At 69.2% G+C, this 12,470-nt stretch carries 17 protein-coding genes and 2 tRNA genes; 7 read left to right on the plus strand and 12 right to left on the minus strand.

Going from position 1 to position 12,470, the window contains the following annotated elements:
- Positions 1-29: 29 nt before the first annotated feature.
- Together B4V06_RS13820 and B4V06_RS13825 are read left to right on the plus strand one after the other, a co-directional pair.
- Positions 30-602 (plus strand): twin-arginine translocation signal domain-containing protein, encoded by a 573-nt coding sequence (locus B4V06_RS13820; protein ID WP_123112581.1) that lies wholly within the window; start codon positions 30-32, stop codon positions 600-602.
- A gap of 118 nt (positions 603-720) precedes the next feature.
- Positions 721-1,077: a DsrE family protein gene (locus B4V06_RS13825; RefSeq protein WP_498170256.1), complete on the plus strand. Its 357-nt coding sequence runs from the start codon at positions 721-723 to the stop codon at positions 1,075-1,077.
- Between the two features lie 42 nt (positions 1,078-1,119).
- Here the strand turns inward: B4V06_RS13825 and B4V06_RS13830 are convergent, their stop codons facing one another.
- Positions 1,120-1,404, minus strand: a complete 285-nt coding sequence (locus B4V06_RS13830; protein WP_498170257.1) for a DUF5789 family protein — start codon at positions 1,402-1,404, stop codon at positions 1,120-1,122.
- A gap of 124 nt (positions 1,405-1,528) precedes the next feature.
- Between B4V06_RS13830 and B4V06_RS13835 the strand changes: the two genes are divergently transcribed.
- From B4V06_RS13835 to B4V06_RS13845, 3 genes are all read left to right on the plus strand, one after another.
- Positions 1,529-1,969 carry a hypothetical protein gene (locus B4V06_RS13835; protein WP_255212500.1) on the plus strand — a complete coding sequence of 147 codons (441 nt, stop codon included), beginning with the start codon at positions 1,529-1,531 and terminating at the stop codon, positions 1,967-1,969.
- Between the two features lie 173 nt (positions 1,970-2,142).
- A complete protein-coding gene (locus tag B4V06_RS13840) occupies positions 2,143-2,397 on the plus strand; it encodes a hypothetical protein (protein WP_123112585.1) in 255 nt (84 codons plus the stop codon).
- 70 nt (positions 2,398-2,467) lie between these two features.
- Complete coding sequence (locus tag B4V06_RS13845) at positions 2,468-2,773, plus strand: putative quinol monooxygenase (RefSeq protein ID WP_498170259.1); 306 nt, start codon at positions 2,468-2,470, stop codon at positions 2,771-2,773.
- A gap of 21 nt (positions 2,774-2,794) precedes the next feature.
- Here the strand turns inward: B4V06_RS13845 and B4V06_RS13850 are convergent, their stop codons facing one another.
- From B4V06_RS13850 to B4V06_RS13865, 4 genes are all read right to left on the minus strand, one after another.
- Positions 2,795-3,514 (minus strand): SDR family NAD(P)-dependent oxidoreductase, encoded by a 720-nt coding sequence (locus B4V06_RS13850; RefSeq protein ID WP_498170260.1) that lies wholly within the window; start codon positions 3,512-3,514, stop codon positions 2,795-2,797.
- A 68-nt stretch (positions 3,515-3,582) separates the two neighbouring features.
- Positions 3,583-5,079: a carotenoid oxygenase family protein gene (locus B4V06_RS13855; protein ID WP_498170262.1), complete on the minus strand. Its 1,497-nt coding sequence runs from the start codon at positions 5,077-5,079 to the stop codon at positions 3,583-3,585.
- A 154-nt stretch (positions 5,080-5,233) separates the two neighbouring features.
- Entirely contained in the window at positions 5,234-5,662 is a 429-nt protein-coding gene (locus B4V06_RS13860) for a dCTP deaminase/dUTPase family protein (RefSeq protein ID WP_498170264.1), read from the minus strand.
- A gap of 88 nt (positions 5,663-5,750) precedes the next feature.
- Positions 5,751-7,040 (minus strand): MFS transporter, encoded by a 1,290-nt coding sequence (locus B4V06_RS13865; RefSeq protein ID WP_176329411.1) that lies wholly within the window; start codon positions 7,038-7,040, stop codon positions 5,751-5,753.
- Between the two features lie 386 nt (positions 7,041-7,426).
- Here B4V06_RS13865 and B4V06_RS13870 point away from each other — a divergent pair, with 386 nt between their 5' ends.
- A complete protein-coding gene (locus tag B4V06_RS13870) occupies positions 7,427-7,687 on the plus strand; it encodes a HalOD1 output domain-containing protein (RefSeq protein ID WP_123112590.1) in 261 nt (86 codons plus the stop codon).
- Between the two features lie 341 nt (positions 7,688-8,028).
- On the opposite strand, the gene B4V06_RS13875 is transcribed toward B4V06_RS13870, so the two are convergent.
- The 7 genes from B4V06_RS13875 to B4V06_RS13905 form a co-directional block, all read right to left on the minus strand.
- Positions 8,029-8,103, minus strand: a tRNA-Val gene (locus B4V06_RS13875).
- A 205-nt stretch (positions 8,104-8,308) separates the two neighbouring features.
- Complete coding sequence (locus B4V06_RS13880) at positions 8,309-8,587, minus strand: DUF7553 family protein (RefSeq protein ID WP_123112591.1); 279 nt, start codon at positions 8,585-8,587, stop codon at positions 8,309-8,311.
- A 133-nt stretch (positions 8,588-8,720) separates the two neighbouring features.
- On the minus strand, positions 8,721-9,254 hold the full coding sequence (locus B4V06_RS13885; RefSeq protein ID WP_498170266.1) for a cob(I)yrinic acid a,c-diamide adenosyltransferase: 534 nt from the start codon (positions 9,252-9,254) through the stop codon (positions 8,721-8,723).
- On the minus strand, positions 9,251-9,490 hold the full coding sequence (locus B4V06_RS13890; protein WP_123112593.1) for a glutaredoxin family protein: 240 nt from the start codon (positions 9,488-9,490) through the stop codon (positions 9,251-9,253). Before B4V06_RS13890 ends, B4V06_RS13885 begins: the two co-directional genes overlap by 4 nt.
- Before the next feature lie 121 nt (positions 9,491-9,611).
- A complete protein-coding gene (locus tag B4V06_RS13895; protein WP_123112594.1) occupies positions 9,612-10,010 on the minus strand; it encodes an acyl-CoA thioesterase in 399 nt (132 codons plus the stop codon).
- A 107-nt stretch (positions 10,011-10,117) separates the two neighbouring features.
- A complete protein-coding gene (phoU, locus tag B4V06_RS13900; RefSeq protein WP_123112595.1) occupies positions 10,118-10,792 on the minus strand; it encodes a phosphate signaling complex protein PhoU in 675 nt (224 codons plus the stop codon).
- A gap of 225 nt (positions 10,793-11,017) precedes the next feature.
- Positions 11,018-11,092, minus strand: a tRNA-Val gene (locus B4V06_RS13905).
- Positions 11,093-11,331: 239 nt separating this feature from the next.
- Between B4V06_RS13905 and B4V06_RS13910 the strand changes: the two genes are divergently transcribed.
- Positions 11,332-12,453, plus strand: a complete 1,122-nt coding sequence (locus tag B4V06_RS13910) for a M24 family metallopeptidase (protein ID WP_498170268.1) — start codon at positions 11,332-11,334, stop codon at positions 12,451-12,453.
- The last annotated feature ends 17 nt before the right edge of the window (positions 12,454-12,470 follow it).

Genomic DNA, 12,470 nt, shown 5'->3' on the forward strand with positions numbered 1-12,470 from the left:
TATTGCGGCTCGCCGTCGAACCGAGACGCATGGCCGACCTCCCGAGCGTCTCCCGCCGTCGAGTTCTGACCGCGTCCGCCGCCGGCGGCGCGCTGGCCGCGCTCGCGGGCTGCGCGGACGACGCGGGACCGGACCCCGCAGACGGCGGTGCTTCCGACGGGACGGACGAAGGCGACGCGGACGAGGCGGACAAAAGCGACGCGGACGCCGGATCGGGAGCCATCGACGCCGAGCTCGACCTCCGAGAGGCGAACGTCGTCGACGTGGCGTTCGAGCCGGCCGACGCCGGGTACGCGTTCGACGTGACGCTCCACCACGACGACGACGGCGAGGACGGGTACGCGGACTGGTGGCAGGTCGAGCGGCTCGACGGCACGCGGCTCGGCCGGCGCGACCTGCTCCACGCGCACTCGGAGCAGCCGTTCACGCGGCTCGAGACGGTCGCCGTCCCCGACGACGCGACCTGCGTCGTCGTCCGCGGACACGATCAGACGCACGGGTACGGCGGGGTCGCCGCCCTGGTCGACCTCGACGCGGAGGCGGTACGCGGGGTCGATCAGGGGTCAGACCCGCGCTCGTTCGACGCGACGGACTGCCCGTGAGGCGCCCGGCCGCTGGCGGCGCCCGGCCGCCGGTGATACGTTATCTCATACCGAGTCGGTATCACGGACACACATCCGCGGATGGGTTTTGTATGAACCTCATTTATAACTGAGCACGATGGCAAACGCAGCAGTCGTGATTCTCGCCGGCAACGAATCGCACGCCGACTACGGCCGCCTCGCGAACGCGCTCGAAGCGGCCAAGGAGTTCGCCGAGAACGACGACGACGAGTTGGAACTGATCTTCGACGGCGCCGGGACCCAGTGGATCCCGGAACTGGAGGACGAGGAGAGCGATTACCACGAGCTCTACCAGGCGGTCCGCGACGACGCCGCGGTCTGTGACTTCTGTTCCGGCGCGTTCGGCGTCGAGGACGCCGTGGCCGACTCCGGGCTCGTCACGCTCGACGAGTACGACGGGCACCCGAGCATCCGCTCGCTCGTCGACGACGACTACGAGATCATCACGTTCTGAACGGCCGGAGGCGTCGACGGCCGCGTCGGCGTCTCGGAGCGGTCAGAACGAGGTCGCGTCAGACTCGGTGGCGGCGCTCCCGCGGTCGTCGTATCCCTTCCGTCCGACCGCGTCCTCGGGGAGCAGCGAGGTGACGAACTTCTCCAGTTCCGCTTCCGACTGGAAGGCGTCGGGGTCGTCGTCGACGACGTCGAGGATGTCCTCCAGCGGCATCGACTCCCCGTTCGCGAACTCGACGACGCCCTCGTCGCACTCTTCGACGACGGTGTCGAACGCGACGGGGTACTGGTGGTCACAGACGTCGGTCAAGGCCGTCTCGATATCCATATTTAATTTTTGTGAAGGATACTGAAAAGGCTGATGCAGGACGCGCTCGCCGACGATCGGAGTCGCTCTCATCTTCGGAGAATCTCCTCGCACAGCTTTGCTGTCTCACGGCGGAGATACGCGGATGGGACTCATGCTCACGTCGGAAGCGGGACCGATCCGACCGCGGGCGTTTCTGTACCCGCTGGGCGTCTGGGCGGTGATGGCGGTCGTCGCCGTCCTCAACGGCGGGTTCCGAGAGGTCGTTCTCATTCCCCGCCTCGGCGACTACCCCGGACACGTGGTGAGTACGGCGCTCCTAGTGGCCGCGATACTCCTCGTCTCGCTGGCCTACTTCTCGCGGACGCCGATCGAGTACGGACCGGCCGAGCTCGTCGGTATCGGAGTGCTCTGGACGGTGCTCACCGTCGGGTTCGAGTTCGTCGTCGGGTACGTCGAAGGAACGCCGGTGTCGGTCACGGTCGGTCAGTACAACGTGTTCGCGGGACAGGTCTGGATCGCGGTCCCGATCGCGCTGCTCGTCTCCCCGCTGCTTTTCGGCTGGGTCCTCGTTCGGATCGACTGATCGTCGACGACCCGGTCCCGGGCGTGGCGCGGTTCGGAGCCGCCCGTGACGGCACGGTTCGGAGCCGCCCGTGACGGCGCCGTCGGGAGCCCGACTTTGTGCCGTGTGGCAACGTGAGACATAACGGCAGGTGTCGGGTGCGACTTAACTCCGTTCGGGTACAAGTGATACAGATGACAACGAAATCTCAAGACCGAGCGCTCGGACTCACGGTACTCGCGTTCCTCGTCGCGATCAGCGGTGAGCTACTGGGGGTGTCGCTCCTCGTCACCATCGGCGTGACGGGGTTCTTCCTCGCCGTGGCGGGGCTGTTAGCGCTCATGACCATCTCGCTGATAGTCGGCGTCAGTCACATCTCCGGGCCCGACATGCGTGACTCGGTCCTCAGCGATCGGGACCCGTTATCGGCACCGCACCGCAAGCAGTGATTCCGTCGAGTCGAACGGAACGGCAATCGAGCCTCCTTTTATTACTCGCGGTCGACCAACGACGACCGCGATGATAGTTCTCCACGCCGTCTTCCCGCTCGACCCCGACAAGCGCGACGAGGCGCTCGATCTGATCGCCGAGCTCGCCGAGAAGTCTCGCGCCGAGCCCGGGATGGTCGAGTACCGACCGACCACCGACGTCGACGACCCCAACGTGGTGCGGTTCTTCGAGCGGTACGAGGACGAGGCCGCCTTCGAGGCGCACTCCAAGACCGACCACTTCCAAGCGTTCGAGGCGGCGCTCCCCGACCTCCTCGCCGGTGAGCCGGAGGTCACTCGGTTCGAGGTCGAGTCGGCGGACGAACTGGAGCTCTGACGGAGGGCTCGCGGCCCTTTTTTAAATAAACTCCGAGGGGTTCGGCCCGTTCGTGACGTGGACCTCGAACGGCTGCGTCCCGACGTCGTCCCGCTCGACCAGGTGCCAGTACGTCTCGGCCAGCTCGTCGGGATCGAGGAACGTCTCCGCCTCGCGGTCCGGGTCGCGCTCGCGGGCGCCCGGCGAGTCGATCTGGCCGTCGATGACGACGTGCGCGACGTGCACGCCGTCGCCGCCGAACTCCTGCGCGATGTCCATCGCCATCCCGCGGGCGGCGAACTTCGCGGCCGTGAACCCGATCGCGCCGCCGCGGCTCCGGACCGCCGAGGTCGCGCCGGTGAAGATCACCGTGCCGCCGCCGGTCTCGAGCATGTCGTCGACGGCCTCCTGCGAGCAGACGAACGCGCCGCGCCCGTTGACCGCCCACGCCTCCTCGAACTCCTCGACGCTCGTGTCCATGAGCCCGGTCCACGACGCGGCGCTCGCGTGGTTGACGAGGACGTCCACCGGTCCGAACGCCTCGCGCACCGTCTCGAAACCGTTCCGAATCGCCCTGACGTCGGTCAGGTCGGTCGTGACCGCCAGCCCCTCACCGGGGTCGGGGAGGTCGGCCGCGAGCTCCTCGATGTACTCCGTCGAGCGGGCGAAGAGGGCCACCCGACAGCCCTCCGCCGCGAACTTCCGCGCGAGCGATTCCCCGAGTCCGGGACCGACCCCGGCGACGACTGCCGTGCGAGTCATACCCGCGCTACGGACCGCCGGGTGAAAACGGTGGTCGCTCCGGCGGCGGGCGTCACCGCGGTCCGACCTCACCCGCCCGACGCCGCGCGGAGTTCCGGGAAATACCGGCCGTGGAAGTCGAACGGGAGCGCGTGCGGCAGCGTCGCTCGGGCGCGCTCCGCGAACGTCTCGCCGTCGAGGACGAGCAGGCGCGAGCGCTCGGCGTCGACGTCGAGCGCGACCGTCAGCACGACGCCGTCGTCCTCGCGCTCGCCGTCGGGCGCCGGCACGAATATCGGCTCGCCGAAGTAGTCGCCCCCGTCATCGAAGGTTCGGACGGTCCCCGCCTCGGCGTCCAGCTTCACGACGCGTCGGGCCCACTCGGTGACCGGGGTGTCCATGCCCATCGCGTAGACGTACCGGTGCTCGCGACACCACCGCGCGGGCGACGCGGTCGGCAGCGCGCTGCCGTCGTCGTAGAGGGTCTCGCGGGAGACCGTCGCGTCGCCGCCCGCGTACCTCCCCGCTCCGGTCGTCGTCCCGAGATCGACGATGAACCGGTCGATCCGACCGGCCATGGCGCCCATCTCGCCGGCGCGGACGTTTTCCAGGTACAGCGAGTCGATCGCGGTCGCGTCCGGGATCGTCTCCAGGTCGAAGACGATCTCCACCCCGCCCTTCCGTTCGAAGGCGTTGACGTGGTGGAAGCCGAAGAAGGGGGCAGCGGTCGGCTCCGCGACGACGTCGCCGGTCGTCCGGTCCAGCACGACGATCCGAGTCCCGCGCTCGGGCTCCCACTCGAACTGCTCGATGAACGGTGGCTGCCGGCCCGGCTTCAGGAACCGGCGCGGGTCGAGCCGGAGCGGGAACTCGGTCAACACGACGTACCGCGGCGTGAGCGCGAAGCTGTGCATGTACGCCGGCCGGTCGGTGTCGACGCTGCCGACGTGGCGCCGGTCCCCCTCCGGGGTCCACGCGGTGACGTGGTACCGGCTCGTGCGCCCGAACTCGGTGTCGACGGTGACGAGCGCGCCCGTCGCCGGGTCGCGCTTGAAGTGCGCACACGAGAGCTGGCCGCTCGGGGCGTCGCCGTCGCGGTCGACGTGCCCCGTCGTTTCGAGCGTGTTCGGATCGAAGCCGACGCCGCGCGGCGATTCGGTCAGCGCGACGTACTCGCCGCCGATCCGCTCGGCGACGATGTTCGCGTTGTCGTACGGCTCGGCGAGGAAGGTGGACAGCCGCGAGCGGAGGGTGGTCTCGCCGGTGGCGAACCCGCCCTCGAACTCGCCGCTCGTCGCCGCCTCGTACGCGTCAGAACGGAGGAAGCGGTTGCGGTAGTGGACGACGTCGGTGTCGCCGTCGCCTCCCGTTACCGAGCCGGCGCCGTCTCCCGGGTCGAACGTGAACCGGTACAGCATCGCCAGCCCGTCGAACCAGTGGTCGACGTCGCTCCCGTCCGGGAACGAGAACGCCCCGGGACCGTTCCGGATCAGGCTCCCCCGAAGCCACGCGGGCAGGTTGCCGCGCACCGGAAGCGACGCGGCGGTCTCCTCGCGGAGCGAGTGGAATCCGGTGTGCGAGTCCATGGCAGATCCCGCGGGCGCGGCGGGCTAAGGTCTGACGGCGGCGCGAGGCGGATCGAGCCGCCGACGCCGGCGTGGACGGCTCACGTCGGGTCGCCGTCGACGGTGACGCGGACGACTCGCGCCGGCGCGGACGACTCACGCTGGCGCGGACGGCTCACGCCGGGTCGGCGTCGACGACGGTCGAGATGCGAGCGTTCTCCTTGATGCGGATCCCGTCCCCGCCGACCGACAGGGGGACCCGCGGGAGCGACGTGACGTGAAGCGTCGGGTGGAACGCGCCCCGCTCCAGCAGGGCGTCCCGCGTCTGGACGGTGAGCCGCAGGTCGCCCCCGGCGATCGACTCGTTGTACTCGACGAGGTACGTGCCGGGGTCGAGCGACCACCACCCGTACTCGTCGTCCGGGGAGCGCTTCTCGCGCTCGTGCGGCTCGGTGGCGGCGGCCTCGAGCTCGCCCCCGCCGAAGTCGACGCGTCCCGGTCCGGTGAGCTCGTACACCTCGGCGACCGTCAGGTCGACGCCGTCGCCCTCGGTCTGGGTCTGTTCGTGCACGAGCCCGTCGACGTATGTGGCGTATCCCGACATCGGGGAGCCGGTAGGCCGCGAAGTCCCTAAATACCGGTGGCCGCCCCGGCGGGGCGCTCGGCGACGCGGGAGCGACGCCCCGCGGGGCTCAGTCGGCGGTCCGGCCCGCCGGGACCCCCGTCGCGGCCGCGCGGCGGGCCTGGAGAACGAACAGCGTCGTCGCGAAGGCGATGAACCCGGCCGCGAGCAGGAACCCGGTCTCCGTGGTCGTGAAGTCCATCGTGGTCCCGACGATGACGGGGCCGACGACCTGTCCCACCTTCCAGGAGATGGAGCGCAGCGACATGGCGCTCGCGACCGAGTCGCGGCGCTCGCCCTCATCGACGAACAGCGACATGCTCGCCGGCAGGCGGATCGAGTCGGCGACGCCGAGCAGCGAGTAGGCGCCGAACAGCGCGAAGAAGGCGCCCCCGAGCGTCTGCGAGTCGCCGAGGTACGACACCGTCACCGGCGTCACCGTCCCCTCGAAGTACGCCGCGAGCGGAACCGCCGCGGTGCCGACGCCGTACAGCAGCGCGCCGAGCGCGACGAACCCGTGGCGGCGGCCGTACCGGTCGGTGAGCCCGCCGACGAATCCCTGCGTGACCGCCTTCGTCGCCTTCCCGCCGGCCATGATCCAGCCGATGGCGAACGCCGAGATGCCGAACGCCGTCCGCGCGTAGATGGGGAGGAAGATGATCACGGCCATCTTGCCGACGCTGAACGTGAACCGGAAGACGACCAGCGACCGGAGCATCGGGAGCGCGAGCAGCGACCGGAACGTCTCGACCCCGCCGGCCTCCGCCGGGTCCGTCCGCCCGCCGGGGTTGTCGCGCAGAAAGCGCCACACCAGCAGGAACGCGCCGAGCGTGAACAGCGAGAGGACCGCGTACGCCTCGGTGAACCCGTAGGCGTACAGGAGGTATCCCCCGAGCAGGTCGCCCGCGAGCGACGAAACGGAGGCGAACTGGTTGTACGAGCCGAGCCAGAGCCCCTGGTCGTCGTCGGGGCTGATCTCGCCGATGACCGTCGTGCCCGTGATCCACAGCAGGCTCGCGCCGAGGCCCTGCACCATCCGGACCAGGATCACGTGGACCGGACTGCTCACGAACGCGAAGCCGACGAAGACGGCGACGTTGACCAAGAAGCCGGCGAGCAGGTACCGCTTCGCGTTCCCGGTGTCGACCGCGCGCCCGAGCGGGAGCACGACGACCAGCTGGACGACCGCGAAGGCGGTGCCGAACAGGCCCTCGACGAACCCGGTGGTGCCGAACAGATCCGCGTACAGCGCCAGCGCGATGAGGATCGTCGAGTACGCCTGACTGCGCGCGAAGGCGGTGCCGGCCAGCGACGCGAACTCCGCGTCGCGCAGGAGGCGCACCGAGTTGCCGAGGGCCATGGCCCGAGCGGGTCGGTGTTAGCAGACACGCGTATAAAAGGCCGAGAGACCCGGCGGGGGCTGCTGGATTCGACGGGGGGCGGCCCGAATCGAGACCGCCTCGGCGCGCTCCGCAGCGGTCTCGCCGCGACGCCGCGGGCTCACCCTCTGGTGCCGTCGCTGATCAGCCGGAGATCGCTCTCAATCTCCCCACCGATCACCGGAAACGCGACCCTGCCCGATCACCCGGTCCCCGTCGTCCCGGGCAGGGTCGACTACCGACGGGAATCCTCGAAGATCAAGCCGGATCCGTCAAACCTATGTTCGACTAATTTCAATTACACCTATTATGAGACGAATTACGCGCAGATTGGCAGTTTCCCCGTCCGGATCGACCGATCAATAACATGAGCAGCAGCCCTCTCGTCAGCAGACGATACGACTGGAGCGACGTATCTCCCGTGGTCGGTGTCATTAAGGCGGTGAGCGACGCCGAAGACGTCGATACGGACGAGATTCCGATCCTCGCCGAGACGGTCGACCCGGAGTCGCTCAACGACCTCTGTATGAGCGCATCCGACTCGAGTCCGGTGACGGTTTCGTTCGCCCACGTGGGCTACGACGTGACCGTCCGTAGCGACGGGTGCGTCATCGTCGACGACGCGTGACGACGCCTTCCGATAGGCAGCCGGGGCGGCCTAGAAGGGAGCGCCCTCGCCCCGCGGATCGAGGGCGGTCGGCAGGGAGACGTCGATAGCGGACGGCGGGCGCGTATGCCCGCATCGGCGGCCGTTTTTGGTATCGACCGGATACCCCGTCGTTGCAGTCGGCGGCGAACGTCGGACTGGAAGTCGCCGGTGACTTAGCGAATTACCGAGTGGGCAAGGCGAGAACCTCCCCGCCATGGGCGTTACCACTTCACACGAACGCGGTGGGCGTCTGGGTTGGGGCGGATTCGAACCGCGGTCGCTCGGCTCGCTGTCGCTCGCGATTGCGGCGTCGACAGAAATGGGCTGGGGCGGATTCGAACCGCCGGCCTGCTCCGTGTGAAGGAGCCGTCATAACCTAGCTAGACCACCAGCCCGCTCGTGTCGAGGTATCCGATGTCGGGACTTAAGGGTTACTTTGTCGCGGGGCTTCGTCGGCCGAGCGCGTCACGGCCCGCCCGTGACCCACAGGCCGTCCCCGCTGGCCGTTCGAGCCGGAAGGGATCGACGGCGCCGTGGTGTCGGCCGCCGAGCGCGTCGCTACCGGGAGGGAGAGCGGGAGACCGGAGGGGAACTGAGCGCCTATTCCTCGGCGGCGTCGTGGCCGCGGTACTCTTTCACGCGCGCTCGGGCCGAGGCGACCGCCTCGCGTGCCTCGCCCTCCGCGCGCTCCTCAAGCTTCTTCAGGTCGGCTTGGAGCTTGTCGAGTCGCGACGCCTCGGGCTCCGGCTCGTCCTCGCCGCGGCCGACGAGCTCTTTCACGCGCGCCTCGACCGGCTCCAGCTCCTCTTTCACGCCCGCCTTCGCGTGTTCCGCCGCGCGTCCGAGGTAGTACCGTGCGTCTTCGAAGTGCTTACTCATATCTGTCCTTTGGAAGGGGACGGATATATTCTTTGTGGCTGCGCCGCGACGACAGGATCGGAGCGTCACCACTCGCTGGGCGCCGCTCACCGTTCGATTTGCGGGACGAGTCGGAGAAAGCCGCGGATGCGCGTCAGTACGAGGGCGACTCCTCGGGCTCGCCGTCGCGCGCGTTCGCGACCCGGCCGAGGGTAAAGAGCAGGTCGGAGAGGCGGTTGAGATAGGAGACGACCGTCTCGTTGATCGGCTCGGAGCGCGCGAGCTCGACGACCCGGCGCTCCGCACGGCGAGTCACCGTCCGGGCGTGGTGGAGGCGCGCGCCCGACTCGCCGCCGCCGGGCAGGACGAACGACGTCAGCGACTCCAGCTCCTCGTCGAAGGCGTCGATCCGGTTTTCGAGGGCCTCGACCAGCTCGGGCTCGACCTGCGGGTCGTCCGGGTCCGGGTCCGGGTTCGCGAGGTCCGCCTGCACCACGTGGAGGTGGTTCTGGACCGTCTCCAGCAGCTCGTCGAGATCGTCGTGACCCGTGGGGCGCACGGTCCCGATCAGCGCGTTCGCCTCGTCGACGGTCCCGTACGCCTCGATCCGCGGGCTGGACTTCGACACGCGGCTCATGTCTCGGAGGTCGGTGTCGCCCTCGTCGCCGCGTCCGGTGTAGATGGTCATGCGAGGGTCCGCTCGACGTACTTCACGATGTTGGCGCTCTCGGACATCGTCACGCCGCGGTCCTCGTCGATCAGGACCGGAACGCCGCGCTGGCCGCTGACCCGCTTCACCTCGTCGCGGTCGGAGTGGAGCGCGTCGACCCACTCGGTCTCGTACTCGATCCCGGCCTCGTCGAGCGCGTCGGACGCCTTCTCGCACCACGGACACCCGTCGAGCGCGTAGAGTCGGACTGCCATACGCGACCGATCGGCGCGCGGCGGCAAGAAGGTACGGTGTCGCTGACGGCTCGCTCGCCGATCGAGTGGCAGACGGACAGGCGAGCGGCCGCCGTTCGCGACGTGCGCGGCCCGCGAGACGCTACAACTCGTGGTACGACGCCATCCCCTCGCGGAACGCGGGCGGGACCGGCGCGGGCTCCCCGGAGTCGGGGTCGAGGCTGACCAGCGTCGCCTCGCCCTCGGCGACGAGCTCCCCGTCGACGCGGAGCTCGTGGGTCATGGTCACGCTGGAGCGACCGAGCTCCGCGACGTCGAGCTTGACCGCGACGGCCCCGTCCGTCAGCTCGACCGGTCGCCGGAAGTCGAGCGAGAGCGACGCCAACACCGTCGACACCCGCGAGAGGTCGGCGTCGAGGACGTCTCGGAAGTACTCCGTCCGGGCCTGTTCGACGTACGTCGCGTAGACGGCGTTGTTGACGTGGCCCATCGCGTCGATGTCGCGGAACCGGATGTCGATCTCGGTCGTGTACGTGCTCATGTACGGGTCTCCGCGGGAGGCGGTATGTAGGCGTCGGGATCGGCCGCGCCTCCCGGCGGCGGGATAGGTCGCGTCCCCGCGGCGGTTTTTAAAAGGAGGGGACGCCGTCAGTACAGCAGCTCGTCGTCGTTCTCGATCATGTACAGCGAGCGCGCCGCGATGTTGACGGCGTGGTCGCCGACGCGTTCGAGGTCACGGATAGTGAGGAGGAGCCGCGAGACGTTCTGCATCGTCCCCTCCACGTCCGCCTCCTCGCGGAGCTCGTCGCGCTCGATGAGGTCGCGGACGACGAGGTCGCTCGCGGCCTCGCAGGCGGCGTCGATCTCGTCGTCGGCCTCGGCGACGGCGTGACACAGCTCGGGGTCGGACTCCGCGTACGCCTGCATCGCTTCCTCTAACATCGCCAGCGTGTCGTCGCCGATGCGCTGGACGTCGACGTCGGGGAACACCTCGCGGTCGGCCTGCTTCGCGTACTCCCCGAGGTTCGTCGCCAGGTCCGCGATCCGTTCGAGGTCGGTGATGATCTTGAACGAGGCCGCGATGAAGCGCAGGTCGCCCGCCACCGGCTGCTGGAGCGCGATGAGGTCGGTGCACTGGCCCTCCAGCTCGAGGTAGAGGTCGTTGATCTCGGCGTCGCCGGTGATGACCTCCTCGCCCAGCTCGCCGTCCTGCCGCTCCAAGGCGTCGAGTCCCATCTTGAGCCGCTCCGCGACCACTTCGCTCATGTAGAGCACGTCGTCGCGGAGCTTCTCCAGCTTCGACTGGTACTGTTCTCGTGGCATCGTCTTAGCGGATCCGCCTCACCGGACGTATAAAAACACGTCGCCGACCGATCGGTCGGTTTCGACGCTATCGCACGTCACAAAAAACCCGAATGGGCAGTCTCACCGCGGGACGCTGGGCGGCCGACGAAGACGCCGAGCGGTCGAGCCGATCACTTATAAATCGATCCCAGACCGAGTCGGTCGCTCCGCTCGCTGTCCATCGTCGGTGCGAGAAGTCAGAAGTGGGTTGGGGCGGATTTGAACCGCCGGCCTCCTCCATGTCAAGGAGGTGTCATAACCGGACTAGACTACCAACCCGAGGGGGCTTACTGACGCATCTCGTCGTATCCGGGGGATATAATTGAACCTTTCGTTTCGGACGGCGGCGGGACGCGGTCCCTCGATCGACCGACGCTCGCGTGCGGCGATTACGGGCCGTGCAGTGACCGACCCCGCCGGCTGCGACGGGCCGCACGGTGACCGAGCGCGACGGCCGCGACGCGTCCCTCGCGGCGGCCTTTCGACCGCTTTTACTTGATGGACGAGAGCCGATCGGTATGGTCGATCTCGCCGCCCGCACCGACAGACTCGACGCGTACCTCGACGAGCGCGGGCTCGAAGCGGTCTGGTTCGCTAAGCCGAACGGGTTCGCGTGGCTCACCGGCGGCGACAACGTCGTCGACGCCGACACCGACGTCGGGGTGGCCGCGGCCGGCTACGACGGCGCGCTCCGCGTGATCACGGACAACGTCGAAGCGGAACGGCTCGCCGACGAGGAGCTGCCGGACGCGATCGCCGTCGAATCGTTCTCATGGCACGCCGACTCGCTGGCTACGGCCGTCGCCGAGCGCTCGCCTGCCCCCGCCGCCGCCGACTTCGACGTGCCGGGGTTCGAGCGCGTCGACGGGAGCCGGCTGCGCCAGCCGCTCACCGACGACGACGTCGAACGCTACCGCGAGCTGGGACGCGAGGCCGCCGCCGCCGTCGAGACCGTCTGCCGCAACCTCGAGCCCGAGGACCCCGAGTACGAGGTCGCCGCCGGGATCGACATCTCGCTCGCCTCCCGCGACGTCGACACCCCGGTCGTGCTCGTCGGCGGCGCGGATCGCGCGCAGCGGTTCCGCCACTACACGCCGAGCGACGCGACCCTGGGCGACTACGCGCTCGTCTCCGTCACCGCCGAGCGGGCGGGGCTGTACGCCTCCCTGACTCGGACCGTCGCCTTCGATGCTCCCGACTGGTTGGAGGAGCGCCACCGCGCCGCGGCCCGCGTCGAGGCGACCGCGCTCGCGGCGACCGAGGCCGCGGCGGAAGGCGATCTCGCGGGCGGAGACGATCCCGACACCGCCGGCGACGTCTTCGACGCGATCCGCGAGGCGTACGACGCCGTCGGCTTCGCCGACGAGTGGCGGGAGCACCACCAGGGCGGCGCGGCGGGGTTCGCGGGCCGCGAGTGGTTCGCCGCGCCCGGCGGCGACGAGCCGGTCCGACGACCGATGGGCTACGCGTGGAATCCGACCGTGCGGGGGACCAAAAGCGAGGACACCCACCTCGTCGCGCCCGACTTCACCGAGACGCTGACGAAAACCGGCCAATGGCCGACCCACGAGGTGGAGCCGGTCGACGTCGCGGGGATCCCGACGGAGACGCGGGAGCTGACGGCGCCGGTCATCCGGTGAGCCGGAGCAACCCCGCC

This window comes from Halorubrum sp. B53, from assembly GCF_059752395.1.